Below are 24,048 nucleotides of genomic sequence, written 5' to 3'. Positions count from 1 at the left end.
CCCGCGCCCGGGCCTCACGCACAGGAGCCGTAGCGTTGAAGGCGCTGGTCAAGGAGAAGGCGGAGCCCGGGCTGTGGCTCGTGGACGTCCCGGAGCCCGCCGTCGGACCCGGCGACGTACTGATCAAGGTGCTGCGCACCGGGATCTGCGGCACCGACCTGCACATCCGGGCCTGGGACGGCTGGGCGCAGCAGGCGATCCGCACACCGCTCGTGCTCGGGCACGAGTTCGTCGGCGAGGTGGTCGGCACCGGCCGGGACGTCAGCGACATCGCCGTCGGTGAACTGGTCAGCGGCGAGGGCCACTTGGTGTGCGGCAAGTGCCGCAACTGCCTTGCCGGGCGCCGCCACCTGTGCCGCGCCACGGTCGGGCTCGGCGTCGGCCGGGACGGCGCCTTCGCGGAGTACGTCGCGCTGCCCGCCGCCAACGTATGGGTGCACCGCGCCCCCGTCGACCTCGATGTCGCCGCGATCTTCGACCCGTTCGGCAACGCCGTGCACACCGCGCTGTCGTTCCCGCTCGTCGGCGAGGACGTACTGATCACCGGGGCGGGCCCGATCGGCCTGATGGCGGCGGCGGTTGCCCGGCACGCCGGCGCGCGGAACATCATGGTGACCGATGTCAGCGAGGAACGCCTCGCCCTGGCCCGCAAGATCGGCGTGAGCCTCGCCCTGAACGTGACGGACGCTCAGATCGCGGATGGCCAGCGCGAGTTGGGCCTGCGCGAGGGCTTCGACATCGGCCTGGAGATGTCCGGCCGCCCCGAGGCCATGCGCGACATGATCGCCAACATGACCCACGGCGGCCGGATCGCGATGCTGGGGCTGCCCTCCCAGGAGTTCCCCGTCGACTGGTCCCGCGTCGTCACCTCGATGCTCACCATCAAGGGCATCTACGGCCGTGAGATGTTCGAGACCTGGTACGCGATGTCCGTGTTGCTGGAAGGCGGCCTGGATCTCGCGCCCGTGATCACCGGCCGGTACCCACATCGCGACTTCGAGGCGGCGTTCGCGGACGCGGCGAGCGGAGGCGGCGGCAAGGTCATCCTCGACTGGACCGCGTAACTCCCTTTCGGCGAAGGAACTTTAGGAGCTTCCCCCATGTTCGACTCCGTGCGCGACGACCTCAGTGCCACCCTCGACGAGATCCGCGCCGCCGGACTCCACAAACCCGAGCGCGTGATCGGCTCCCCGCAGTCGGCGACCGTGCAGGTCACCGCGGGCGGCCGGCCCGGCGAGGTCCTCAACTTCTGCGCCAACAACTACCTCGGCCTCGCCGACCACCCCGAGGTCGTCGCCGCCGCCCACACGGCCCTCGACCGCTGGGGCTACGGCATGGCCTCCGTGCGCTTCATCTGCGGAACTCAAGAGGTGCACAAGGAACTTGAGGCCCGCCTCTCCGCATTCCTCGGCCAGGAAGACACGATCCTCTACTCCTCCTGCTTCGACGCCAACGGCGGTGTCTTCGAAACCCTGTTGGGCCCGGAGGACGCGGTCATCTCCGACGCCCTGAACCACGCGTCGATCATCGACGGCATCCGCCTCTCCAAGGCCCGCCGTTACCGGTACGCCAACCGTGACATGGCCGACCTGGAACAGCAGTTGAAGGAGGCGGCGGGCGCCCGGCGCAAGCTGATCGTCACCGACGGCGTCTTCTCCATGGACGGCTATGTCGCCCCGCTGCGCGAGATCTGCGACCTCGCCGACCGCTACGACGCGATGGTCATGGTCGACGACTCCCACGCCGTCGGCTTCGTCGGCCCCGGCGGCCGGGGCACCCCCGAACTGCACGGCGTCATGGACCGCGTCGACATCATCACCGGCACCCTCGGCAAGGCCCTCGGCGGCGCCTCCGGCGGCTATGTCGCCGCCCGTGGCGAGATCGTCGCGCTGCTCCGCCAGCGCTCACGGCCGTATCTCTTCTCGAACACCCTCGCGCCGGTGATCGCCGCGGCCTCGCTGAAGGTGCTCGACCTGCTGGAGTCGGCGGACGACCTGCGGGTCCAACTCGCCGAGAACACCGCCCTGTTCCGCCGCCGGATGACCGAGGAGGGCTTCGACATCCTTCCCGGCGACCACGCCATCGCGCCCGTGATGATCGGCGACGCGGCGGTGGCGGGCCGGATGGCGGAGCTGCTGCTGGAGCGGGGCGTGTACGTGATCGGCTTCTCGTACCCGGTCGTCCCGCAGGACAAGGCCCGGATCCGGGTCCAGCTGTCCGCCGCGCACTCGACGGACGACGTGCACCGGGCGGTGGACGCGTTCGTCGCGGCCCGCGCGGAGCTGGACGCCTGAGAGCGGCTGGAAACCCGAGAAACCCGAGGGGACCGAACAGCCTGGACATATTGCGATAATCGGTCCCATGATCGAAGCGCGGCGGCTCCATATCCTCCGTGCGGTGGCCGACCACCGCACCGTGACGGCGGCAGCCGCCGCGCTGTACCTCACCCCCTCGGCGGTCTCCCAGCAGCTAGCCGCCCTGGAGCAGGAGACCGGCCACCGCCTGGTCGAGCGCGGCGCCAAGGGGGTACGGCTGACCCCGGCCGGCGAGATCCTGCTGAGCCACACCAACGTCGTCCTGGCCCAGCTGGAGCGGGCCGAGGCGGAACTCGCCGCCTACAGCGCGGGCGAGGCCGGCACGGTCACCGTCGCCGCCTTCGCGACCGGCATCGCCCAGGTCGTGGCACCGGCAGTGACCCGACTCGCGAGGCTTGCGCCCGGCATCCGGATCCGCGTCCAGGACGCCGAGGGCGACGCCAGTCTGCCGATGGTGCTGGACCGGCAGGTGGACGTCGCGGTCGCCGTCGAGTACCGCGGCGCCCCGCCCGCCGACGACCCGCGCCTCATCCACGTCCCGCTCTACGCCGAGCCCTTCGACGCGGTCGTCCCGGTCGCCCACCGCCTCGCCGACGCCGACGAGGTCCCCCTCGCCGAACTGGCCAAGGACCCGTGGATCGGCCCCTACCCCGGCAACCCCTGCCACGAGGTCGTCGTCCTGGCCTGCGAGAACGCCGGATTCCAGCCCCGCCTCGAACACTCCTCCGACGACTTCCGAGCCGTGGTCGCCCTCGCCTCGGCCGACGCGGGCGTCGCCCTCGTCCCCCGCTCGGCCCTGCGCGGCATGGACCTGACGGGAGTCGTCGTCCGGCCCGTCGACGGGGTGGCGCCGACCCGCCGGGTCTTCGCGGCCGTACGGCGCGGCACGGAGCAGCATCCGCTGATCCGCCCGGTGCTGGACGCGCTGGCGGAAGTGGCCCGGACGTAACCTCGCCGTTTCATATCAGGGATACCGTCCCAGATATGAAGCGAGAAGACGAGGCTCCGGACCCGGTGGACGCCCGCCTCGGCGCCCGCATGGCCGAACTGCGGGCCCAACACGGCTGGTCCCTGGGGGAGTTGGCGGAGCGCAGCGGGATCAGCCGGTCGACCCTGTCCCGCGCCGAACGCGCCGAGACCAGCCCCACCGCCTCCCTCCTCAACCGCCTGTGCGGCGTCTACGGCCGCACCATGTCCCAACTCCTCAGCGAGGTGGAGGCCGAGCCCACTCCACTGCTGCGCGCCGCCGACCAATCCCTGTGGGAGGACCGCACCTCCGGTTTCGTACGACGCTCCGTGTCGCCGCCGCACACCGGCCTGCGCGGCGAACTCGTCGAGGGACGGCTCACGGCGGGCGCCGACATCGCCTACGACCGGCCGCCCGTCCCCGGCCTCGAACAGCACATCTGGGTCCTGGAAGGCACCCTCGACGTGACGGCCCGGGACGTCGAGCACCATCTCGACACCGGCGACTGTCTACGGCTGCGGGTGTGGGGCCCGACACGGTTCCGGTGCCCGGGTCCGGACGGGGTCCGCTACGTACTGGCGGTGGTGCTGCCATGAGGACGGAGCGGCTGGACGCGCCCCAACTGCTCGCGGTGGTCGAGGAGTTGGCGGACCTGCTGACCGACACCGTGCACGACGGAGCGTCGATCGGATTCCTCGCACCGCTCGACCGGACGGCGGCCGTCGCCTGGTGGCGGGAGCGTGCCGACGGGGTGGGCGCCGGGCGGCTCGCCGTGTGGGCGGCGCGGGACGGCGACAGGGTCGTCGGCACGGTGAGCCTGGCCTTCGCCGACAAGCCCAACAGCCGCCACCGCGCCGAACTGGTCAAGCTGATGGTGCACCGGGACGCCCGCGGCCGGGGCCTCGGCCGCGAACTCCTGACCGTCGCCGAGGACGCGGCTGTGGCGGCCGGCATCACCCTCCTCCACCTGGACACCGAGACGGACAGCGCCGCCGAGCACCTCTACGACTCGGCCGGCTGGACCCGCGCCGGCGTCATCCCCGACTACGCGGCGAGCCCGGGCGGGGTGCTGCGGCCGACGACGCTCTACTACAAGAGGGTGGGGACGGGGGCACGCACTCCGACCAGGTGATTGTCAGTGCCGGCCGCTATCTTGCGTGTCATGCCGGATGCCGAAGACGTACGCCGTATCGCCCTCTCCCTCCCGGACACGACGGAGAAGACCGCCTGGAGCATGCCCACGTTCCGGGTCGCCGGGAAGATGTTCGTCACGCTGCCCGAGGAGGAGACCTCCATCGCCGTGCGCTGCCCCAAGGAGGAGCGCGAGGAACTCGTCCTGGCCGAGCCCGAGAAGTTCTGGGTCGCCGATCACGAGGCGGGTTTCGCCTGGGTCAGGGCCCGGCTCGCCGCGCTGGAGAGCGAGGAGGAACTGCGTGACATCCTCGCCGACTCCTGGCGCCAGGCGGCCCCGCCCCGACTCCTGGAGTCCTACCCGGAGTTGGGCCTGCCGTCCGCCGACTGAACTGCCGCGGCGCGGAGTTGGGCGGCGGGTCTCAGCCCCGCGTACCGGCGTGCCCGCCCCCGACGAAACCGCCGATTCGCGCGCGCAGTGACCGGGCGTCGAGCCCATGGGCGGCCAGGTGTTCCTCGGCCGTGCCGTAGCGCCGCAGTTCGGGGCGGGCAACGCCCAGCCCCAGTACCCGGTGGGGCACGTCGGCGAGTGCGTCGTTCGCGGCGGCCGTCGAGGTGCCCGCGAGATACGGCTCGACGAGGACGACATCGGTCCCGGCCGTCCGCGTGGCACGGCGCAGCGCGGTCGCGTCGAAGGGCCGTACGGTCGTGGCGTACAGGACGGTGACATCGAGGCCCTCGGTCGCGTCGAGCACTGCGTCGAGCATCGGCCCGACCGCGACGACCACACCGGAGCGGCCCTCACGGACCGGGAGGAAGCGCTCGCCGTCGACCGGGAGACCGTCGGCGTTCGACTGGACGGACAGCCGTACGTACACCTTGTCGTCGCCCGCGGCGACCGCGTGCCGCAGCAGGGTCTCGGCCTCGTCCGGGTGGCCCGGCACATGCACGGTCCAGCCGTCGAGCGTGTCGAGGAGCGCCACATCGCCCGGAGCCATGTGCGTCAGCCCGCCGGCGGGCCAGTCGAACGAGGCCGCCGCGCTCACCAGCACCGCGCCGAGGCCCTGGTGCCCGAGATCCAGCTTGACCTGCTCGAAGGGCCGCTCGACGAGGAAGCTGGCGAAGGTGTGCAGGACGGGGCGCATCCCGGTCAGCGCGAGTCCCGCGCCCGCCCCGACGAGCAACTGCTCGCGGATGCCGACGTTGATCACCCGTTCCGGGTGGCGGAGCTGCGCCTCGGCGAGACCGACCGCGCCGATTTCGGCGAGGACGACCGCGACGCGTGGGTCCTCGTCGAGAAGCCGGGAGACGACCGGGACGAAACGGTCACGCATGGTGTCCATGGAGAGGGAGCCCTTCTTGAGCCGCTGCTGAGCGGATGGCCGACTGGATTGCTGAACGGACGGCTGAACGGACGGACGGTCAGTCGGACTTGGGCTCCACCTGGGCCACGACCGCATGCGGTCGGCCGGGATGCGGCGCGGTGAAGGCGGCGTACAGCGCGTCGTGATCGCGGCCGTCGACCGTCACCGTGGACCAGCCCGCGGCCTCGAAGCGGGCGGCGATGCCGCCGGGCCGGGCGTGACCGGCGGAGGAGTTGTCGACGACGACGGTGTGCAGCCGGTCCAGTCCGGCGGGCCCGGCGAAGGCGATGGCCTCGTGGTTGCTGCCCTCGTCCAGTTCGGCGTCCCCGACCAGCACCCAGACCCGGGGCTCGGTGCGTTCTTGCGCGCGCAGTCCCAGCGCCGTCCCGACGGCGATCGGCAGCCCGTGCCCGAGCGACCCGCTGCCGATCTCGGCGCCCGGCACCAGCACCCGGTCGGGGTGGTGCCCGAGCGGGGAGTCGTACGAGCCGAAGCCCGGGAGCCATTCCACCGGGACGAATCCCTTGGCGGCGAGCACGGCGTAGTACGCCATCGGCCCGTGCCCCTTGGAGAGCAGGAACCGGTCCCGTTCCGGGTCGCCCATCCGTTCCGGGCCGACCCGCAGCACCCGGTCGTAGAGCACCCACAGCACGTCCAGCGTCGAGGTCGCCGCCGGACCGTGCTTCTCGTCACCGGTCATCAGGCCCATGAGCCGGGGCAGGTCGCCGTGCGTGTACGGGTGGCTGTGTTCCGCGGTGATGGTCATGCGGACGATCGTGCAACCTCAACCAAACTTCAGGTCAAGCGTCGCAGGGGAGTCGGCCGGAAGCCGGCCCCCGATAAAGGCGTGCGCGATCACCGACGCGAGTGCGGTATTGTTTCCATGCGCGTTCGACCAGGGGAAACCCCAGGTCAGATGGGCAACGGGACGTGGCGCAGCTTGGTAGCGCACTTGACTGGGGGTCAAGGGGTCGCAGGTTCAAATCCTGTCGTCCCGACAGTGCGAAGGGTCTTCGCAGGCGAGAGCTTGCGGGGGCCCTTTTCGCGTGGGTCGTTTCCGGTCTTCGAGGTTGAGCATGCCGCTCATCGGCACCTTTGCTCGGAGGCCGGCGAAATGCCGTTGCTGGACCTGGACAAGATCACTGCGGGTCTGTCGAAGGCCTGGTCGGGGTTTCTGCGGGACTGGGACCGCTCGTTGCGGTCGGGGAACTATCCGGAGACCACCCGCTACAACTATCTGCTGGCGGCCGCCCAGTTGGGCCGCTACCTGGGGGAGTATTCGCCGGACCCGGAGGCCGACGACGCGGCCGAGGATCCGACCGACATCAGCCGCGCGCACATTGAGGCGTTCCAGGCGTGGATGATCGAGACGAGGTCGGCGTCGACGGCGCTGAACAAACACAAGGCACTGCAGCAGTTCTTCAAGTGGCTGATGCTCGACGAGGGCGAGATCGACCGCTCGCCGATGGAGCGGGTCAGGCAGCCGAAGATGCCGCAGAAACTGATCCCCGTCATTCGGGGCGACGAGACCACGAAGGTCCTGGCTACGTGCAAGGGCAGGCAGTTCGCCCAACTGCGGGACGAGGCGATCATCCGCCTGTACTGCAACACGGGAGCGCGCCTGTCCGAGGTCGGCAACCTCCTGGTCGACGACGTCGACATGCACACCGAGTCGGTGCACTTCCACGGCAAGGGCAGCAAGGACCGGCGGGTGCGCTTCGGGCCGAGGACCGCGCGGGCCGTCAGCCGTTACCTGCGGGCCCGTGCCAAGCACAAGGCGGCTGACTTGCCGGACTTGTGGCTGGCCGAGCGCGGGATGCGCCCGCTCGCCCCCAACGGCATCAAGATCATGCTCAAGCGGCGGGGCCTTGAGGCCGGACTGGTCAAGCTGCACGCGCACCGGTGGCGGCACACCTTTGCCCATGAGTGGAAGCGCGCCGGCGGCGACACCGGCGACCTGATGCTGCTGCTCGGCTGGACGTCGCAGGAGATGCCCCGCCGCTACGGCGCCAGCGCCGCTGCCGAACGCGCCCAGGAAACCCATCAGCGGTTCGGGGTCGGTGATCATGTCTGAACCTGGTGAGCTCCTCGCGCGGCGCGGTGCCGTACGTGAGCAGCAGCTGGCCTTCCGTGCTGTTACCGCGATCACGGGAGTGGTGGTTGGCCTCGCTTTCCTGTTCGGCTTCGGCAACGTTTGGACATTGGCTCTGCGGCTGGGCGTGTCCGCATGGGTGGCCCCGCTCGTGGCACCCGCCGTGGACCTTTCGGTCCTGGCGCTGCTGTTGGCGATCCGGTATCTCGCCCTCTACGGCGCCCCCGAGACCGCGCTGCGCCCGGCCCGCAGGCTGCTGCTTCTGGCCAGTCTGCTCACCCTCGCCCTCAACGTCACCGAGCCGCTGCTCGCGGGCGCGTACGGGCGCGCGGCTTTCGACGCCGTGGGCCCGCTGCTGCTGATCGGTTGGGCCGAGGTCGGCCCCGGCCTGCTGCAGGCCATCAGCGGTATCCGAGCTGACGATGTGACGACACTGCCACGCAGCAGCTTCGGCCGCACCGGAGAGCGACTGTACGGCGTGCCGGTGGCCGAATACGGCAGCTGGGACGACGCCACCGATGATCTTCTGGACCGGGCTCGGGTGGAAGACGCCCGGCACTGGCAGACTCACCGGCGGCCGATTTCTGCGGAAACACTCCGCAAATGCCTGCATATCGGTGCCGCTCGATCGCGCGCACTGGTCGCCGTCCTGCGGGCCGGAGGCGTCCCGGCGGTCGACAAGGGGGTCCATGCTGTACGCCGCTAGGGACGCCGCAGAGTCGTGCGGCGCTTGGAGCGGCGAAGGTTGCCGCTGGCGGGTTGGTTCTTCCTGGCTCGTGCGCTTTTCCGAAGCGGGTGAAGGCGCGATGTCAGGCGGGGGCGGATGGTTATCGCGCGGGGAGTCCGTAGCGGCTTAGTAATGCCTTAGTAGCTGTTGACCTGCAATTTTAAGAGGGATCTAGGGACTGTCGACGCCTCGGGCCGACGTGGGACTGGTGTCGAGGGGCTGAACCGTCAGCAGGTTCTTGGTCTGCTGGTGGTACACGAGTCCGACGGCTCCTGATCTGTAGAAATGAGTGAAATTGCCGCACGTGAGGTGGAGTTGGTCCGCTCCTGGTCCAGATCTTGGTGGGTGGAGGGCCTTCTTCCGCAGACAGAGACCCTCTGCTTCAGCGCGTCGGAAGTTCCCGGGATCGGGACTGTCTCTGTGGGTGCGGAGAGTAGGGAACGCTGGCGTACAGGCTGCGCATGACACGGGGATGTTCCCCGCGAGCGGGGGCAGAAGGCGGGCACCCCGCGCAATCCACACGCATCAGGGACCACCCCCGCGGGTGAGGGGAGAGGACATAGTCCGCTCGATATCCCACCAGCGGCTGCCGAGCCGTTCGCTGAACTCGATGCCTTTGCAGGCGATGCGAACGGGAACGCGGGGTGAGGTTTCCCCAGGCCGCTCGTCGACCACTTTTCAGCCGATGCCGACAGACTGCAATGCGCGCACTCAGCGCTGGACCATCGGTTCAGCGAACGGGTCCTCACTGGGGGACGACGTCATACGACGACGACACGCCTCACGTGACGGGCCGATCCGCTGTCGAGCGGGGCGCCGCGCCAAGGCCTGAGGTCTCGGAGTTGAGCCGTCCTGATCGGAAGGGCTCCACCTGGTGGGGCAGTTCGGCGAAGCCCGCGTCCGACAGTGCCCCCGCGAGCCCGGGGAGCGCGGAGATCCGGTCGACGAGTGAGGCATCCACTTCCAGGCGGGCGGTGTCCCCCAGGTCGCGGACCCGGAGGTCGGTCACTGTCAGTCCCGCGTCGGCCAGGAGCGCGCGCACCGCGGTCTCGGCCCGGTCGACGCGGGCCAGGCGGTGAGGGGTGACCTCGATGCCGTAACGGATCCGGCTGGCCAGACAGGGCGTCGCGGGTTTGTTCCAGGTCGGCAGTGACCAGTGCCTGCTCAGCAGGCGCACCTCCGCCTTGGTCAGGCCGGTGTCGAGGAGCGGGGTGTGGATGCCGCGTTCCCGGCCGGCCCTGATGCCTGGGCGGTTGGGGTCCCGGGCGTCGTCCGCGTTGGTGCCGGTGGCCACCAGCTCGTATCCGTGGTCGTGGGCGAGCACGGTAATGGTGTCCAGGACCTCGGACTTGCAGAAGTAGCAGCGGTCGGGGCCGTTGGCGCGGTAGCCGGGACGGGTCAGTTCGCTGGTGCGCGGGGTGAGATGAGTGACGCCGAGGGCTGTGGCCAGGCGGCGGGCGTGCGGCAGTTCACCGGCGGCCAGGCTCTCCGACACGGCGGTGACGGCGAGAACCCGCTCCGGGCCGACGGCACGTACGGCGGCGGCGAGCACGAGGGCGGAGTCCGTGCCGCCCGAATAGGCCACGGCGACGGCGCCGATGGAGCGCATGCGGTCCAGAAGCCGGTCGGCGAGCGCGTCGGCGTGTGCGAGTGCGGCCGCTCCCTCGTCTGTGACGGTCATGGTTGTCCTCCTGCGAGAAGGTCGGTGTGCCGAGGGGCGGTGGTGCGGTCGCTCCCCGCGAGTGCGCGTGCCGCGACGGTTCGGAGGGGTACGCCCAGGGCTGCGGCAACGGAGGCGAGGTCGTCGTGTTCGGGTTTGGCACCGTGCGGACCGTGCTTGATCCGAACCGGGTGGCCGTCCACGTGCACGGTCTCGAAGTGTCGCGGCAGCGCGGTGCGGGTGGCATCGACGCGGCGGATGCCGAGACTGCCGGTCTCCGACAGGACGAGGTTGCGCAACCGACGCTCGTCCTGTCGGGTGGTCAGGACGTGCAGCACGTGCGCCGGACGGTTCTTCTTCATCACGACGGGCGTCACCCAGGCGTCGAGAGCACCGGACTCCATCGCCCGGGTGATGGTGTGTCCGAGGACCTCGCCGGTGACGTCGTCGAGGTTGGTCTCCAGAACGACGACGTCCTCCGCCGGAGGGTCCTGACTCGAAGCTGCAGGGGCGGGGACTCCCAGGGTCACCGACGTGACGTTGGCCCGGTCCGGCAGGCGGCGGGTGCCCGCCCCGTACCCGGTGCGGCCCAGGGTCATGGGGGGCGGCGGTTCGTACCGCGCCCCGAGCGCGCGCAGCAGTGCGGCGCCGGTGGGTGTCACCGTCTCGCCGGGCAGATCGCTTCCCATGACGGCCGCTCCGGCGAGCAGCGCCAGCGTGGCGGGTGCCGGGCAGGGCAGTACTCCGTGCGCCGAGGTCACCCGCCCCCTGCCCAGCGGGAGCGGTGCGCTGAAGACGTCGGTGACGCCCAGGGCATGCAGGGCGGCCGCGACGCCGACGATGTCGACCAGGGTGTCGTGGCCGCCGAGTTCGTGGAGGTGGACGGTGGCGGGGTCGGCGCCGTGCAGGCGGCCCTCCACCTCGGCAACGGCGGTCACGGCGGCGACCGCGAGGGCGGCGACAGGTTCGGGGGTGGCCTGCGAGGCGAGGCGGATGACTTCGGCGGCCTGCCGCTCGGTGCACGGGTCGGTGACGTCCACGTGGACCCGGGTGGCGGCCAGCCCGTGGTCGGTGACGCGCTCGGCGGTCAGCTCCCAACCGGTGAGACCCGTGGCGGCGATCGAGGCCCGGATCGCGTCCAGCGGTGCTCCGGCGTCGATGAGGGCGGCCAGGAGCATGTCTCCGGCGAGCCCGGTGAACGGGTTGATCCAGACGATCACCGGGCGCCTCCGGGTGTGTTCACACGCCTTTGTGTGTTCGCAAGGCTTTGGGCGATGCGGTGAATCGCCATCGCGGCCGAGAAGCCGGAGTCGATGTTGACCACGGTCACCCCGGCGGCACAGGAGGCGTGCATGGCGAGCAGTGCGGTGACGCCCTCCAGGGACGCGCCGTACCCGGTGGAGACCGGCACGGCGACGACCGGTGCGCGCACCAGACCGCCCACGACACTGGCGAGGGCGCCCTCCATCCCGGCCACGACGATCAACGCGTCGGCGGCCTGGAGCCGGTCACGCACCTGGAGGATCCGGTCGAGGCCGGCCACCCCCACGTCGTGGATGGCGGTGGTGTCCAGGCCGACGGCGGCGGCCACGGCGGTGGCTTCGGCGGCAACGGGCCGGTCCGAGGTGCCCGCGGCCACCACCGTCACGCAGAAGTCCCCGGCCGGAGACGGCCGCCAGTACAGCAGCCGGGCCTCGGCGTCGTACGTTGCCGGGCCGTGTGGCTGACCGTTGTACGTTCCCGGGCCGTCGTGTGGCTGACCGTCGTAGGTTCGCGGGCCGTGTCGCTGCCCGCCGTACGGCCCCGGGCGTCGCGTCTCCTCGTCGTGTACGCCCGGATCCAGCCGTGCCATGACGGCCTCGGCGGTCTCCGCCTCGATCCGGGTGACGAGGACAGGACCGGTGTTGTGTTCCAGCAGCCCGGTGACGATGCCGCTGATCTGCTCGACCGTCTTTCCGGGCCCGTAGACGACCTCGGGGAGTCCCTGCCGGGCCTCGCGAGCGAGGTCCAGCCGGGCGAAGCCCAGGTCCAGTACTCCACTCATGCCCCGCTCCTGTCGACGTACGGGATGGTCTGCGGCCCTTCGGGCAGGACGCAGAGACGGGCGCCGGGGCCCGCCGCGGCCAGCGCCTCGGCGACGGTGGCCGAGATGTCGCGGGTCTGTCGCAGGTGGGCGGTGGCCAGTTCGGCGTCGCTCAGGAAACCGGTGTGCATGACGACCCGGCTGCCGGACTGGATACGTGCCTGGATCTGCACCTGCCACTGATCGGGCACGGTTTCGGTGCGGGCGCTGATGTCGTCGAACAGCGCCTGCGGGGACGGAGCGGAGGCCAGCACCTCCCGGTAGGAGCCGTGGTCGGGGAAGCCGTCGCGGCACTCGGCCGCGCAGACGATCACGCCGCCGGGTTTGACCACCTGGTAGGCGGCGGACATGCCCTTGACCGCCTGGTAGAGGTTCTGGTCCAGCGGGAAGCCGGAGTTGGTGGTGACGACGACGTCGAACGGCGCCTCGACCGGCCGCATCGCCATGCGTTTCGCCGTGGCCGTGGCCGCGGCGTGCATCCGCGCCAGATCGCCTCCGAAGGCGGCCACGATGTCCTTGTCCCGGTTGAGCACCACGTCCAGCGAGAAGGTGACTCCGGTTGCTTCGGCGATGGCCCGTACGTCGTTATGGACGGGGTTGCCGTGGATGTTGCCCCAGGTGGCGCGTGGGTCGCCGATGCGGGCCGCGTCGTGCAGGACGAGGACCGTCTCCAGCGCGGCCAGGCCGGGGGCCACGAGTTTCGGACCGCCCGAGAAGCCGGCGAAGAAGTGCGGTTCGACGAAGCCTGTGGTGATGCGGACGTCCGCCTCGGCCCACGCACGGTTCAGCCAGACCGGGACGCCGTTGCCGTGCGTCCCCATCCAGGTCAGCTGTCCGGGGTCGCGGGCGTCGTGGTTGACGATGCGTACGGCGTCCACGACCTCGTCGCCGAACATCTCGCGCAGTTCCGCCTCGCCGTTGCCCCGGTGGGTGCCGGTGGCGACGAGGATCACCACGTCCTCCAGACGGACGATCCCTTCGAGTTCGGCGAGGACGGCGGGGATCATCAGATGGCGCGGCTGGGGGCGGGTGCCGTCGCAGGCCGAGATCGCCACCGTCTGCCCCGGTCGCACCCGTTCGCGCAGCGGGGGGCCTGCGACGGGGGCGCGCAACGCCTCGCGCAGTACGGCCATTTGGTCCGCGGCGGCCTCGTGGTGAACGGGTTCGACGACGGTGGCCGTCCGCGGATCCACCTCGATGTCGAGCCCCGACTGCCCGTAGGCCAGACGTATCTTCACAGGTTTTCCTTCCGCAGTCGGTAGGCGCGGGCCGCCGTGCCGCCGAAGACCTCGGCACGTTCGGCGGCGGTCAGTCGGTCGGTCACTTCCTCGGCCGCGCGGACGACCTCCTCGTAGGAGGCGGCCGGCAGGCACACCGGCCAGTCGGAGCCGAACATCACACGGGACGGGCCGAAGGCGTCCAGCACCTCATCGGCGTACGGCCGCAGATCCGCGACGGTCCAGCCGGTGCGGTCCGCCTCGGTGACCATGCCGGACAGCTTGCAGAACACGTTGGGTTCGGCGGCCAGTTCACGGATCAGCGCGGCCCACGGGTGCAGTTCGCCGGAGGAGATGGGCGGTTTGGACAGGTGGTCGAGGACGAAGACCAGCTCGGGCAGGGCCCGTGCGGTGGCGATGGCGGCGGGGAGTTGGTGCGGGAGGGTGAGCAGGTCGTAGGCGAGACCCGCGTCCGCCACCCTGCCCAGTCCACGCCGGACGTCCCCCCGGTTCAGCCAGCCCGGGTCCGCCTCCCCCTGCACCAAGTGCCGGACCCCTACCAGGAGTTCACCTCCGGTGCCCGTCCGCAGCGCGGCCAGTGTGTCCGTCAGGCGGTCCGAGGTGAGGTCCGCCCAGCCGACGACACCGGCGACCAGGTCCGCCGCCCCCGCCAGGGACAGGAACTCCGCCGTCTCGTCGGCATCGGGGAGGACCTGGACCAGGATCGTACGGTCGATGCCCGCCGCCTCGGCCTCCGGTGCGAGGTCGTCGAGGGTGAAGTCACGGCGTACGGCTGCCATGTCGGGGGCGTCCAGCCAGCCGTGCGGGCGACGGCTCGGGCCGGAAGCGGTCCTGGGCGCTCTCGGAGTCGTCTCTGCCACAGGCGTCGCGGGCCGGGGCCGCCAGACGTGGTGGTGTGCGTCGATCCGTGTCATGGCCGGGCCCCCGCCAGGGCGTCGAGTTCCGCCCACAGCTCCGCGGGGATCTCCGCCGTGGCGTGCGCGAGGTTCTCCGTGACCTCCAGTGGACTGCGCGCGCCGAGGACCACACCGGTGACCGCCGGGTGGCGCAGCGGGAACTGCAGCGCGGCGGCGGCCAGCGGCACCCCGTGGGCTGCGCACCGCTCGGACAGGGACCGGGCGCGGCGCAGCACGTCGTCGGGGGCCGGGGCGTAGTCGAAGGTGGCGCCCGGGGACGGGTCGGCGAGGATGCCGCTGTTGAAGACGCCGCCGACCAGGACGCCCACCTCGCGCTCGGCGCACAGCGGCAGCAGCACGTCGGCCGCGCCGCGGTCCAGCAGCGAGTAGCGGCCGGCGACGAGTACGCAGTCGAGGTCGGTCTCGGTGACGAAGCGGGTGAGCATCGCCGTCTGGTTCATGCCCGCGCCGATCGCCCGGACCGCTCCCTGGTCGCGCAGCCGGGCCAGTGCCGGGTACGCCCCCGTGACCGCGTCCTCCCAGTGGTCGTCCGGGTCGTGGATCAGGACGGTGTCGAAGGCTTCGAGACCGGACCGCTCAAGGCTCTCGGCGAGCGAACGGTAGACGCCCTCGGCGCTGTAGTCGCGTACCCGGACCAGCCCCCGTTCGCCGTGGAACGCCTCGTCCCCGAGGGCGGCGTCGCCCGGCACGAGCAGCCGTCCCACCTTTGTGGACACGGTGAACTCGGCGCGCGGGCGGCCGGTATCGGCGAGGAAGGTCCCCAGCCGCCGTTCCGCGAGCCCGGCGCCGTAGTGCGGGGCGGTGTCGAAGTACCGGACACCGGCCGCCCAGGCGGCGTCGAGCGTGGCGGTGGCCTGCTCGTCGCCGACCGCCGAGAACAGCCCGGCCAGCGGTGCGGTGCCCAGGCCGAGACGGCTGACGGTGGCCCCGGAGCGGCCGAGCGGGACGCGCTCGGTGAACCAGGGCGGGCTCGCGGAGGTCATCAGGCCTGTCCGAGGACGTGGCGCTGGCGGCCGAGCCGGTCGATCTCCACCTCGACCACGTCACCGGCGACCAGATAGGGGAAGTCGTTGGCGCCGAAGGCCACGCCGGCCGGAGTGCCGGTGCTGATCACGTCTCCGGGGTCCAGCACCATGAACTGGCTCAGGTACCAGACGATGTGGCGCACCCCGAAGATCATGTTCTTGGTGTGGCCGTCCTGGCGTAGTTCGCCGTTGACCCACAGCCGCATGGCCAGCCCCTGCGGGTCGCCGGTCTCGTCGGGCGTGACCAGCCAGGGGCCGAGCGGGTTGAAGGTCTCGCAGGACTTGCCTTTGTCCCACTGCCCGCCCCGCTCGTGTTGGAAGGCCCGCTCGCTGACGTCGTCGGCGATCGCGTAGCCCGCGACGACGTCGTCGGCCGCCTCCGGCGAGTTCAGGTAGCGCGCGGTGCGGCCGATGACCACGGCGAGTTCGATCTCGTAGTCCGTCTTCTCGCTGGTCCGCGGTACGAGCACGGTGTCGTCGGGGCCGACGACCGTGTTGGCGGCCTTCATGAAGACGACCGGTTCGGCAGGGGGCGGTGTGTCCGTCTCCGCAGCGTGATCGACGTAGTTGAGCCCGATGCACACCACCTTGCCGGGGCGTGCGACCGGGGCGCCGACCCGCAGGCCGCCGATGTCCGTGTGCGGCAGCACGTTCTCCGCCAGGGCGGCACGGACGCGTTCCACGCCGCCCTCGGCCAGGAACGCTCCGTCGATGTCGACGGTCAGCGGACTCAGGTCTCTCGCGGTGCCGTCGGAATCCAGGACCACGGGCCGCTCGGAGCCCGCCGGGCCCACGCGCAGAAATCTCATCGGTACTCCTTGGTGAGGTAAACATGCCGCCCGGTGACCGGCGATTCGGCTCCCGGGAGCGAGACATCAGGAATGAATGGGGAGAAAGCGCGCAACAGTGCTCGGGGTCATTACACGGCCGAGCCGTTCCCGGGGAGCCGACCGTCCCGGTCCAGGTGCTCGCGCAGCCACCGCTCGGTGGTGCTGACGTGCATCAGCGCCGCCGCCTGGGCGAGCACGGCGTCACCGTCGGCCAGCGCCTGGTAGATCGCCTCGTGTTCGGCGAGGGTGCGGCCGGCGGCGTTGTCGTCGACCAGTCCCCGCCAGACACGGGCGCCCAGCGTCCGGCCGGAGATGCCCTCCAGGAGGGTGGCCAGCGTGGCATTACCGGTGGCCGCGACCACGGCCCGGTGGAAGGCGGCGTCATGCTCGTTGAGGCGCTCCACGTCGTCGCGGGCCGCCCGCATCGCCTCCAGGTGCCGCTCCACCTCGCCGAGCTCGGCGGCCGAGATCCGGGTGGCGGCCAGCGCGGTGGCGACCGGCTCGAACAGTCGGCGCACCTCGGTGAGTTCCAGCAACGTGTCGCCACGCAGCAACTCCACCGCGGACCCGATGCTGCTCAGCAGCAGCTCCGGTTCCAGGCTGGTCACGTAGGTGCCGTCCCCGCGCCGGATCTCCAGCACCCGCGCGACGACCAGTGCCTTCACCGCTTCCCGCATCAGGTTGCGGGACAGACCCAACTCCGCGGCGAGCTGTTGCTCGGGCGGAAGTTTGGCCCCGGGGAGCAGCTCGCCCGACTGGATGAGGTCCCTGATGCGGTCGATGGCCTTGTCGGTCAGTGACATGTGTGGCTGCCCCTCGTCATTGCGTGCGCAGCGGCACCGTAGCAATACATCCCATGACGTAGGAAGACATGGGATGGCTGAATCCGTTACCGCAACCACGAAAATTTCGTCTACGTCGCAGGTCAGCGGCGGAAGTGTCCGACTTCTTTCGTTCCGGCTATGGACACGGGGGCGAACAGAGACTAAAAATCCATCCCATGTCTGGAGGCTGCTGCAGAACAGACATGCCATATACACATGACGATGGGTGGTTGCCATGACCCCGAAACGACACTTCGGCCTCCCGGCCGCGAAGGCCGGGCACCATGAGTGAACTGATCAGCGCCGTCGACGCGGTCGACGTACGGTTCCCGACCTCTCTGGAACTCGACGGCTCCGACGCGATGAACCCCGAACCCGACTACTCGGCCGCCTATGTGACGATCCGTACGAGCGGCGGCGACGAGGGCCACGGGCTCGCGTTCACCGTGGGGCGCGGCAACGACGTGGAGGTCGCCGCCGTACGTGCGCTGGCCCCGCTGGTGGTCGGCCTCTCGGTGGAAGAGGTCCTGAACGACCTCGGCGGTTTCTCCCGGCGGCTGACCGGCGACAGCCAACTGCGCTGGCTGGGCCCGGAGAAGGGGGCCATCCACATGGCCGCCGCGGCGATCGTGAACGCCGTGTGGGACCTGTACGGCCGCCGTACGGGGAAGCCGGTCTGGCAGTTGCTGGCCGAACTGTCCCCGGAGCAGCTGGTCGACCTGGTCGACTTCCGCTATCTGCAGGACGCGCTGACCCGTGACGAGGCCCTGGACATCCTGCGCCGCGCCGAACCAGGCCGCGCCGAACGCGCCGCGCACCTGCTGGAGCACGGTTATCCGGCGTACACGACGACACCCGGCTGGCTTGGCTACGACGACGAGAAGTTGGTGCGGCTGTCGAAGGAGGCGGTCGCCGACGGGTTCTCCCAGATCAAGCTGAAGGTCGGCGCCGACCGCGCGGACGACGAGCGCCGCATGCGGCTGGCCCGCGAGGCGGTCGGCCCGGACATCAGGATCGCCGTCGACGCCAACCAGGCGTGGGGCGTCCAGCAGGCCATCGACTGGATGCGGGCGCTCGTGCCCTACGACCCGTACTGGATCGAGGAACCCACCTCCCCCGACGACATCCTCGGCCACGCCGCCATCCGCAAGGCGCTGGCGCCGGTGAAGGTGGCCACCGGTGAGCACACCCACAACCAGGTGATGTTCAAGCAGCTGCTCCAGGCCGGCTCGCTCGACATCCTCCAGATGGACGCGAGCCGCACCGCGGGCGTCACCGAGAACGTCGCCATCCTGCTGCTGGCCGCCAAGTTCGGCGTCCCGGTCTGTCCACACGCCGGCGGGGTCGGCCTGTGCGAGATGGTGCAGCACCTGGCGATGTTCGACTACGTCGCCGTCAGCGGCACCACCGAGAACCGCGTGATCGAGTACGTCGACCATCTGCACGAGCACTTCACCGATCCGGTACGAATCCGGCAAGGCCACTACCTCGCGCCGACCGCCCCCGGTATCAGCGCCGAACTGCACCCGGACTCCGTGGCGGCCCACCGCTACCCCGAAGGCCCGGTGTGGGAAGCGAAGGCCGGGACATGAGCACGAACGAGTTCGCCGGGCTGACCGCGCTGGTCACCGGTGGCGCCTCCGGCATCGGCCTGGCCACCGCGCAGTTGCTCGCCGCACGTGGGGCGCGCGTCGCCTGCCTCGATCTCAAGCCGGACGACGTGCCCGAACCCCTCATCGGCATACAGGCCGACGTGGCGGACGACACCGGCGTACGGACGGCCGTCGAGGAGGCCGCCCGCAGGCTCGGGGGCATCGACATCCTCGTCAACAACGCGGGGATCGGCGCCCAGGGCACGATCGAGGACAACACCGACGACGAGTGGCGTCGCGTTTTCGAGGTCAACGTCTTCGGCATGGTGCGGGTGACCCGTGCCGCGCTGCCGCACCTGCGGCGCTCGCACAGCGCGGCCGTCGTCAACACCTGCTCCATCGCGGCCACGGCGGGGCTGCCCGACCGGGCCCTGTACTCGGCCACGAAGGGCGCTGTCCTCTCCCTCACCCGGGCGAGCGCCGCCGACCTGGTGCACTCCGGAATCCGCGTCAACTGCGTCAATCCCGGTACCGCCGACACTCCCTGGGTCGGGCGCCTGCTGGACAGCGCCGCCGACCCCGAGGCCGAACGCGCCGCCCTGAACGCCCGTCAGCCCATGGGCCGCCTGGTCAGCGCGGAAGAGGTCGCCGCGGCCATTGCCTACCTGGCGAGTCCGCTCTCCGGCTCCACCACCGGCACCGATCTCGCCGTCGACGGCGGCATGCACGGACTGCGGATCCGCCCGCGGACCTGAACGCGGCTGTCCGGAACACCGCACCAGCAAGGAGATCGAGAAGGCGTTGTCATTCGGGAGTCGAGGACCGCACGCGTCACTTCACCGCTCCGAACAACAGGCCACGCACCAGACTGCGCTGGCACACCCAGCCGAGAATGACGACGGGGATGCTCACCACGGTGGCGACGGCGGCTACTTGGGCGGTGTAGAGCTCACCGAACGACAGGAACTTCTGCATGAACAGGGGCAGCGTGGAGGTGGTCGTCGTGAGGTTGACCGCGTAGAAGTACTCGTTCCAGGAGAACACGCAGCACAGCAGGGCCGTTGACCACAGGCCGGGTCGGACCAGCGGAAGCACGATGCTGCGCATGATGCGTGTCCGGCCGGCCCCGTCGATCGCCGCGGCTTCGAGTACCTCGCCGGGTACCTCCTGGAGGAACGAGCGGATCATCCATACGGCAAGCGGGAGGTTCATGCCCAGGTGCAGGATCAGCAGCACCACCACGGTGTTCAGCAGGTGCAGGTGCTGGGCCACCACGTAGATCGGGATGATGCCCGCGGCGACGGGCATCATCTTGGTGCTGATGAAGAAGAACAGCACGTCCTGCGTCTTACGGACCGGCCGCACCGACAGGGCGTACGCGGCAGGGGTGGCCAGCAGCAGTACCAGGATCGTCGAGACGACGGCGACGACGATCGAGTTGCCCGCGTATGCCCAGAAGCCTGCCTGGAACGTGCTCCGGTAGTGCTCCAGTGTCGGGTGGAACACGAGCTTGGGTGAGGGCGACGCCGCATCGGTCTCGGTCTGGAAGCTCTTGAGCAGCATGTACGCGATCGGCGAGAACAGCACGAGCGATCCGAGCCAGCCGAGTACGGCCACGGGCCAACTGGCCTTGTCGTTGGCAGGTCGACGCCGACGCCGGCGCGGGCGGTTGCGTGGCTCGGGAGAGACAGTCTTCTTGTCCGAGGGGTGCAGGGCCGTGGCGGTCATCGTCGTCCTTCCTTCTGGAAGATGCCGGACAGAAGGCGTAGCGCGGGCATCGCGAGTGCGATGGTGAGCACCAACGTGACCAGCCCGTATGCCGAAGCGGTGCCGAAGTCGAACGAGTTGAACGCACGCAGATACACGTAGTAGGTGATGTTGGTCGTCCCGAACGCGGGACCACCGGCCGTGAGCAGGGCGATCTCGCCGAACGTCTGGATGATGTTCATGCTGAGCAGCAGCGCGGTCAGTTCGAGGAAGGGCCGCAGGTGCGGGAGGACGACGTTGCGGAACTGCTGCCACCAGTTCGCGCCGTCGACGCGTGCGGCTTCCAACTGGTCATCTGGCAGCGCCTGCAGTCCGGCAAGCAGCACGAGCATCGCGAACGGTGTCCACCGCCACGAGGTGATCATGATGATGGAGAGCATCGACTGCTCGCTCAGCCAGTTCACGCGCGGCAGCCCGACGGAGTCGGTGAGCCAGCCGAGGAGTCCGAAGGAGGGGTCGAACATGGCGCTGCGCCAGAACAGCGTGACCGCCACGGGCATGACGAAGAACGGTGTGATGGCGAGTGTGCGGGCGATGCCGCGCCCCGGGAACTTCTTCTGCAGCAGCATCGCCAGGACCAGCCCGACGAGCATGCTGGCGATCGTCGCGCCGCCGGTGAGGACCACCGTGTTCTTGATGGCCTTCCAGAACGTGTCGTCGCCGAAGGTGGCCCGGAAGTTGTCGAGGCCGGCGAAGCCCTTCTGGCCGGGGTCGAGCAGGTTCCAGCGTTGCAGCGAGTACCAGATGGTCAGGGCGAACGGGATCTGTGTCAGCACGAGCGTGATGACGAGTGCCGGCAGCAGCGGGGCGCGTCGGCTCCACGACCCGCGCCGGGCCGGTGGCTTCACCGGGACAGCCGGCTGGCTGATGGTGGTCATGGCTCACTTCCTCCTGAGAGTCGGGCGGCGTGATGGGCTGTTTCACCTCTCACGCCGCCCAGCTGCGGCTACTTGAGGTAGCCGGCCTTCTTGACCACGGACTCGGTGTAGGACTGGGACTTCTTCAGCGCCTGCTGCACGCTCTGGGTGCCGGCGATGGCTCCCGCGACCTGCTGCGAGACGTAGTCACCGATGTCGGTGAACTCGGGGATCTGCACGTACTGCACTCCGGTGTAGGGCACCGGATCGACGGTCGGCTGCTTCGGGTTGGCGGCGTTGATCGAGGCCAGGGTCAGATCGGCGTAGGACTTGGCCGCGCTCTGGTACTGCGGGATCGAGTAGGTCGAGGTGCGCGAGCCGGGCGGGACGGAGTCCCAGCCGGCCTTGGTACCGGCGAGCTTGATGTACTCCTTGCCGGTCGCCCAGGAGATGAACTTCCAGGCGGCGTCCTTGTGCTTGCTGGACTGGGTGATGCCCAGCGCCCAGGACCACAGCCAGCCGGACGCCTTGGTCTGATCCACGGGCGCCATCGCGAACCCGAGGTTGTTCTTCACCTGCGCGGTGGCCTCCTGCAGGGCGGATCCGGCGAAGACCGTGTCGTCGTACCACATCGCGGTCTTGCCCTGGGTGATCTGCTGGAGGCAGCCCTCCCAGCCGTCCTTGGCCGCGTCCTGCTGGCCGTGCGCACGCAGGAGGTCGACGTAGAACTTCACGGCTTTCTCGGTCTGGGGCGAGGTGAGCTGCGGTTGCCACTTCTCGTCGAACCAGCGGCCGCCGAAGGTGTTGATGACCGTGGTGAGGGATGCCAGGTTCTGGCCCCAGCCGGGCAGACCGCGCAGGCAGATGCCGGAGACTCCGCTCTTCTTGTCGTCCATCTTGGCCGCGGCCGCGGCGACCTGCTGCCAGGTCGGGTTCTGCGGGATCGTGACTCCGGCCTTCTTCGCCAGGTCCTTGCGGTAGAAGAGGAAGGAACTCGACCCGTAGAAGGGGGCGGCGTACAGCTTGCCGTCCGCCGAGACGATGTCCTTGATCGGCTGCAGGACGTCGCTCGCATCCCATGCCGTGTCTTTGGAGACGTAGCTGCTGAGCGGGACGATCCAGCCGTTCTTCGCCCAGATCGGCACCTCGTAGCTGCCGATCATGGCCACGTCGTACTGGCCCGCCTTGGTGGCGACGTCCTTGGTGACGGCGGGGCGCAGGTCGTTCTCCGGCAGGGTGGTGAACTTGACCTTGATCCCCGGGTTCTTCTTCTCGAAGTCGGAGATCAGGCTCTCGGCCGTCTTCATCTGAGGGTTCGCCGCGAGCGCCACGGTGATCGTGGTGTTGCCCGAGGCGTCCTGCCCGGCCGAGGGGTCGGAGCAGGCGGCAGCCGCGGTCAGTGTGCCGACGACGACTGTCGCCGTGATGAGTTGTCTACGTCCGTTGCGGGGCATGGAAGTCTCTCCTTGAGGACCGGAAGGGCAGAACTGCCGCCTTCGTTCTGTCGGGGCGGGTGGGGGATCATGTGGGGTCTGGGCGGATCAGGGGCTGACGAGCCGGCCGATCTCTGGGGAGGGGGATTCGGCCCGGGTCGGGGCGGGAGTGCCGACCTGGATCTCGACGTGCACCACGTCGCTGCGGACCCAGACCTCGTGGTGCTCGAAGGGCACCAGGTGCGTGTCCCACGAGGTCGACCTGACTTTCAACAGCGGTGCGCCGTCCGGGACTTGGAGCAGGTTGGCGACCTGCCCCCGCGCTGTGACGGCCTCGACCGTGCGGGACGCGCCCGCGACCGTGTAACCGCCTTTGCTCAGCGTGTAGTTGAGAGAGCCTTCTCCTGCCGGAACGTCGCTGCGTGACACCAGCTCGCCGACCGCCGGGGGCAGGTAGTTGGCGGAGAAGAGCGCCACCTTGCCGTCGAGCTTGCGAAGCCGTTCGAGGATGTAGCCGTCGCTGCCGGGAGCCATGTGAAGTTCCTCGGCCGAGTGCGTCGGCAGTGTCGCCCTCTCGGCACGCAGCACCTGGGTGGTGACCCGTCGCTGGTGCCCCGCCACCTCGTTCTCGAAGAAGCCCTCCCGGCCCTGCAACAGCCACCCCCGGCGCGGCGGCATCGAGGCGAAGGCCCCTCGCCGCGCGATGCGGGCGACCCAGCCTTCCTCCTCCAGCAACCGCAGGGCCTCTCGGACCGTGGCGCGGGAGACGTTCCAGGTGGCGGCCAGTTCACCCTCGCTGGGCAGTCGGTCACCGACGGCTACGGCACCCGTCGAGATCTGGTCACGGATGCGCTCCGCAAGCTGCAGGTAGTACGGCTCAGCCGAAATGCGATCGATGGCCTGAGCGCTGTTCGATCCGCTCATGAGGTGCTCCAGAACTCAAGGTCCCGCAGTCTTGTACGTACAGGCCGGTCAGCCCGGACAGTCCGGACTGTATGCATTGGTTTTCGGCCGCGTCAAGAGTCTGTTAACTACGAAAATGAGGGACTGCCGAGGAGGCGATGGCGACGCACTTCGCGACGCGGATCGGTGTGGCGCCCGGAGCTCCGACGCGGCCTCCGCGTACCCGTCTTCGTCTGCACGGCAGGGTTGTGGAGGGCGCAGCCGGCGCATCCCTCACGGGACACGGACAGGCTTCTGCCCGCTGCGTCGATCGCGGCAGCGGG

At 70.0% G+C, this 24,048-nt stretch carries 24 protein-coding genes and 1 tRNA gene; 11 read left to right on the top strand and 14 right to left on the bottom strand.

Features of this window, described 5'->3' with window-relative positions:
• Positions 1-35: 35 nt before the first annotated feature.
• From tdh to OH768_RS08345, 6 genes are all read left to right on the top strand, one after another.
• Positions 36-1,064: an L-threonine 3-dehydrogenase gene (gene tdh, locus OH768_RS08370; protein WP_406451596.1), complete on the top strand. Its 1,029-nt coding sequence runs from the start codon at positions 36-38 to the stop codon at positions 1,062-1,064.
• Between the two features lie 36 nt (positions 1,065-1,100).
• A complete protein-coding gene (locus OH768_RS08365; RefSeq protein WP_406451594.1) occupies positions 1,101-2,294 on the top strand; it encodes a glycine C-acetyltransferase in 1,194 nt (397 codons plus the stop codon).
• A gap of 67 nt (positions 2,295-2,361) precedes the next feature.
• Positions 2,362-3,264, top strand: coding sequence for a LysR family transcriptional regulator (locus OH768_RS08360; RefSeq protein ID WP_406451592.1), 903 nt, complete (start codon positions 2,362-2,364; stop codon positions 3,262-3,264).
• A 35-nt stretch (positions 3,265-3,299) separates the two neighbouring features.
• Positions 3,300-3,878, top strand: a complete 579-nt coding sequence (locus OH768_RS08355) for a helix-turn-helix domain-containing protein (RefSeq protein WP_406451590.1) — start codon at positions 3,300-3,302, stop codon at positions 3,876-3,878.
• A complete protein-coding gene (locus OH768_RS08350) occupies positions 3,875-4,414 on the top strand; it encodes a GNAT family N-acetyltransferase (RefSeq protein WP_406451588.1) in 540 nt (179 codons plus the stop codon). Before OH768_RS08355 ends, OH768_RS08350 begins: the two co-directional genes overlap by 4 nt.
• A 30-nt stretch (positions 4,415-4,444) precedes the next feature.
• The gene (locus OH768_RS08345; RefSeq protein ID WP_406451586.1) at positions 4,445-4,804 is read left to right on the top strand and encodes an MmcQ/YjbR family DNA-binding protein; all 360 of its coding nucleotides are present in this window, start codon (positions 4,445-4,447) and stop codon (positions 4,802-4,804) included.
• Positions 4,805-4,835: 31 nt separating this feature from the next.
• Here the strand turns inward: OH768_RS08345 and OH768_RS08340 are convergent, their stop codons facing one another.
• Together OH768_RS08340 and OH768_RS08335 are read right to left on the bottom strand one after the other, a co-directional pair.
• Positions 4,836-5,756 (bottom strand): transketolase family protein, encoded by a 921-nt coding sequence (locus tag OH768_RS08340; RefSeq protein WP_406451584.1) that lies wholly within the window; start codon positions 5,754-5,756, stop codon positions 4,836-4,838.
• 79 nt (positions 5,757-5,835) lie between these two features.
• Positions 5,836-6,543 (bottom strand): transketolase, encoded by a 708-nt coding sequence (locus tag OH768_RS08335; RefSeq protein WP_406451582.1) that lies wholly within the window; start codon positions 6,541-6,543, stop codon positions 5,836-5,838.
• A gap of 158 nt (positions 6,544-6,701) precedes the next feature.
• Between OH768_RS08335 and OH768_RS08330 the strand changes: the two genes are divergently transcribed.
• The 3 genes from OH768_RS08330 to OH768_RS08320 all read left to right on the top strand — a co-directional run bounded on the left by OH768_RS08330 (position 6,702) and on the right by OH768_RS08320 (position 8,575).
• Positions 6,702-6,775, top strand: a tRNA-Pro gene (locus OH768_RS08330).
• A gap of 116 nt (positions 6,776-6,891) precedes the next feature.
• Complete coding sequence (locus OH768_RS08325; protein ID WP_406451580.1) at positions 6,892-7,851, top strand: tyrosine-type recombinase/integrase; 960 nt, start codon at positions 6,892-6,894, stop codon at positions 7,849-7,851.
• The gene (locus tag OH768_RS08320) at positions 7,844-8,575 is read left to right on the top strand and encodes a SpdA protein (protein ID WP_317883223.1); all 732 of its coding nucleotides are present in this window, start codon (positions 7,844-7,846) and stop codon (positions 8,573-8,575) included. The genes OH768_RS08325 and OH768_RS08320 overlap by 8 nt, the downstream gene beginning before the upstream one ends.
• A gap of 802 nt (positions 8,576-9,377) precedes the next feature.
• Here OH768_RS08320 and larE read toward each other — a convergent pair.
• The 8 genes from larE to OH768_RS08280 all read right to left on the bottom strand — a co-directional run bounded on the left by larE (position 9,378) and on the right by OH768_RS08280 (position 17,152).
• Positions 9,378-10,277, bottom strand: a complete 900-nt coding sequence (larE, locus tag OH768_RS08315; RefSeq protein ID WP_406451578.1) for an ATP-dependent sacrificial sulfur transferase LarE — start codon at positions 10,275-10,277, stop codon at positions 9,378-9,380.
• Positions 10,274-11,476, bottom strand: a complete 1,203-nt coding sequence (gene larC, locus OH768_RS08310) for a nickel pincer cofactor biosynthesis protein LarC (RefSeq protein WP_406451576.1) — start codon at positions 11,474-11,476, stop codon at positions 10,274-10,276. Before larC ends, larE begins: the two co-directional genes overlap by 4 nt.
• Positions 11,473-12,300, bottom strand: coding sequence for a nickel pincer cofactor biosynthesis protein LarB (gene larB, locus OH768_RS08305; RefSeq protein WP_406451574.1), 828 nt, complete (start codon positions 12,298-12,300; stop codon positions 11,473-11,475). Before larB ends, larC begins: the two co-directional genes overlap by 4 nt.
• Entirely contained in the window at positions 12,297-13,577 is a 1,281-nt protein-coding gene (larA, locus tag OH768_RS08300) for a nickel-dependent lactate racemase (RefSeq protein ID WP_406451572.1), read from the bottom strand. Before larA ends, larB begins: the two co-directional genes overlap by 4 nt.
• Positions 13,574-14,491: an amidohydrolase family protein gene (locus OH768_RS08295; RefSeq protein ID WP_406451570.1), complete on the bottom strand. Its 918-nt coding sequence runs from the start codon at positions 14,489-14,491 to the stop codon at positions 13,574-13,576. The genes larA and OH768_RS08295 overlap by 4 nt, the downstream gene beginning before the upstream one ends.
• Positions 14,488-15,477: an aldo/keto reductase gene (locus OH768_RS08290; protein ID WP_406451568.1), complete on the bottom strand. Its 990-nt coding sequence runs from the start codon at positions 15,475-15,477 to the stop codon at positions 14,488-14,490. Before OH768_RS08290 ends, OH768_RS08295 begins: the two co-directional genes overlap by 4 nt.
• Complete coding sequence (locus tag OH768_RS08285; protein WP_406451566.1) at positions 15,477-16,328, bottom strand: fumarylacetoacetate hydrolase family protein; 852 nt, start codon at positions 16,326-16,328, stop codon at positions 15,477-15,479. Before OH768_RS08285 ends, OH768_RS08290 begins: the two co-directional genes overlap by 1 nt.
• Before the next feature lie 110 nt (positions 16,329-16,438).
• Entirely contained in the window at positions 16,439-17,152 is a 714-nt protein-coding gene (locus OH768_RS08280) for a FadR/GntR family transcriptional regulator (protein WP_406451564.1), read from the bottom strand.
• A gap of 305 nt (positions 17,153-17,457) precedes the next feature.
• Between OH768_RS08280 and OH768_RS08275 the strand changes: the two genes are divergently transcribed.
• Both OH768_RS08275 and OH768_RS08270 read left to right on the top strand, forming a co-directional pair.
• Positions 17,458-18,765 carry an L-fuconate dehydratase gene (locus OH768_RS08275; RefSeq protein ID WP_406451562.1) on the top strand — a complete coding sequence of 436 codons (1,308 nt, stop codon included), beginning with the start codon at positions 17,458-17,460 and terminating at the stop codon, positions 18,763-18,765.
• On the top strand, positions 18,762-19,520 hold the full coding sequence (locus OH768_RS08270) for an SDR family NAD(P)-dependent oxidoreductase (protein WP_406451560.1): 759 nt from the start codon (positions 18,762-18,764) through the stop codon (positions 19,518-19,520). Before OH768_RS08275 ends, OH768_RS08270 begins: the two co-directional genes overlap by 4 nt.
• A gap of 76 nt (positions 19,521-19,596) precedes the next feature.
• Here OH768_RS08270 and OH768_RS08265 read toward each other — a convergent pair whose 3' ends face one another.
• From OH768_RS08265 to OH768_RS08250, 4 genes are all read right to left on the bottom strand, one after another.
• Positions 19,597-20,493: a carbohydrate ABC transporter permease gene (locus OH768_RS08265; protein ID WP_406451558.1), complete on the bottom strand. Its 897-nt coding sequence runs from the start codon at positions 20,491-20,493 to the stop codon at positions 19,597-19,599.
• Complete coding sequence (locus OH768_RS08260) at positions 20,490-21,410, bottom strand: carbohydrate ABC transporter permease (RefSeq protein WP_406451556.1); 921 nt, start codon at positions 21,408-21,410, stop codon at positions 20,490-20,492. The genes OH768_RS08265 and OH768_RS08260 overlap by 4 nt, the downstream gene beginning before the upstream one ends.
• 68 nt (positions 21,411-21,478) lie before the next feature.
• Positions 21,479-22,843 carry an ABC transporter substrate-binding protein gene (locus OH768_RS08255; protein WP_406451554.1) on the bottom strand — a complete coding sequence of 455 codons (1,365 nt, stop codon included), beginning with the start codon at positions 22,841-22,843 and terminating at the stop codon, positions 21,479-21,481.
• An 87-nt stretch (positions 22,844-22,930) separates the two neighbouring features.
• Positions 22,931-23,746: a GntR family transcriptional regulator gene (locus tag OH768_RS08250; RefSeq protein ID WP_406451552.1), complete on the bottom strand. Its 816-nt coding sequence runs from the start codon at positions 23,744-23,746 to the stop codon at positions 22,931-22,933.
• Between the last annotated feature and the right edge of the window lie 302 nt (positions 23,747-24,048).

This window comes from Streptomyces sp. NBC_01622 (assembly GCF_045209635.1).
GTDB lineage: Bacteria > Actinomycetota > Actinomycetes > Streptomycetales > Streptomycetaceae > Streptomyces.
The sequence above is the reverse complement of the archived record's forward strand: the minus strand, read 5'-3'. Positions and strand labels throughout refer to the sequence as shown.

Excerpts from the sequence above, each read along its gene's own strand:
- OH768_RS08365 (WP_406451594.1), top strand. The coding sequence starts at position 1,101 with ATGTTCGACTCCGTGCGCGACGACCTCAGTGCCACCCTCGACGAGATC.
- OH768_RS08360 (WP_406451592.1), top strand. The coding sequence starts at position 2,362 with ATGATCGAAGCGCGGCGGCTCCATATCCTCCGTGCGGTGGCCGACCAC.
- OH768_RS08355 (WP_406451590.1), top strand. The coding sequence starts at position 3,300 with ATGAAGCGAGAAGACGAGGCTCCGGACCCGGTGGACGCCCGCCTCGGC.
- OH768_RS08350 (WP_406451588.1), top strand. The coding sequence starts at position 3,875 with ATGAGGACGGAGCGGCTGGACGCGCCCCAACTGCTCGCGGTGGTCGAG.
- OH768_RS08345 (WP_406451586.1), top strand. The coding sequence starts at position 4,445 with ATGCCGGATGCCGAAGACGTACGCCGTATCGCCCTCTCCCTCCCGGAC.
- OH768_RS08340 (WP_406451584.1), bottom strand. The coding sequence starts at position 5,756 with ATGGACACCATGCGTGACCGTTTCGTCCCGGTCGTCTCCCGGCTTCTC.
- OH768_RS08335 (WP_406451582.1), bottom strand. The coding sequence starts at position 6,543 with ATGACCATCACCGCGGAACACAGCCACCCGTACACGCACGGCGACCTG.
- OH768_RS08325 (WP_406451580.1), top strand. The coding sequence starts at position 6,892 with ATGCCGTTGCTGGACCTGGACAAGATCACTGCGGGTCTGTCGAAGGCC.
- OH768_RS08320 (WP_317883223.1), top strand. The coding sequence starts at position 7,844 with ATGTCTGAACCTGGTGAGCTCCTCGCGCGGCGCGGTGCCGTACGTGAG.
- larE (WP_406451578.1), bottom strand. The coding sequence starts at position 10,277 with ATGACCGTCACAGACGAGGGAGCGGCCGCACTCGCACACGCCGACGCG.
- larB (WP_406451574.1), bottom strand. The coding sequence starts at position 12,300 with ATGAGTGGAGTACTGGACCTGGGCTTCGCCCGGCTGGACCTCGCTCGC.
- OH768_RS08295 (WP_406451570.1), bottom strand. The coding sequence starts at position 14,491 with ATGACACGGATCGACGCACACCACCACGTCTGGCGGCCCCGGCCCGCG.
- OH768_RS08290 (WP_406451568.1), bottom strand. The coding sequence starts at position 15,477 with ATGACCTCCGCGAGCCCGCCCTGGTTCACCGAGCGCGTCCCGCTCGGC.
- OH768_RS08285 (WP_406451566.1), bottom strand. The coding sequence starts at position 16,328 with ATGAGATTTCTGCGCGTGGGCCCGGCGGGCTCCGAGCGGCCCGTGGTC.
- OH768_RS08280 (WP_406451564.1), bottom strand. The coding sequence starts at position 17,152 with ATGTCACTGACCGACAAGGCCATCGACCGCATCAGGGACCTCATCCAG.
- OH768_RS08275 (WP_406451562.1), top strand. The coding sequence starts at position 17,458 with ATGAGTGAACTGATCAGCGCCGTCGACGCGGTCGACGTACGGTTCCCG.
- OH768_RS08270 (WP_406451560.1), top strand. The coding sequence starts at position 18,762 with ATGAGCACGAACGAGTTCGCCGGGCTGACCGCGCTGGTCACCGGTGGC.
- OH768_RS08265 (WP_406451558.1), bottom strand. The coding sequence starts at position 20,493 with ATGACCGCCACGGCCCTGCACCCCTCGGACAAGAAGACTGTCTCTCCC.
- OH768_RS08260 (WP_406451556.1), bottom strand. The coding sequence starts at position 21,410 with ATGACCACCATCAGCCAGCCGGCTGTCCCGGTGAAGCCACCGGCCCGG.
- OH768_RS08255 (WP_406451554.1), bottom strand. The coding sequence starts at position 22,843 with ATGCCCCGCAACGGACGTAGACAACTCATCACGGCGACAGTCGTCGTC.
- OH768_RS08250 (WP_406451552.1), bottom strand. The coding sequence starts at position 23,746 with ATGAGCGGATCGAACAGCGCTCAGGCCATCGATCGCATTTCGGCTGAG.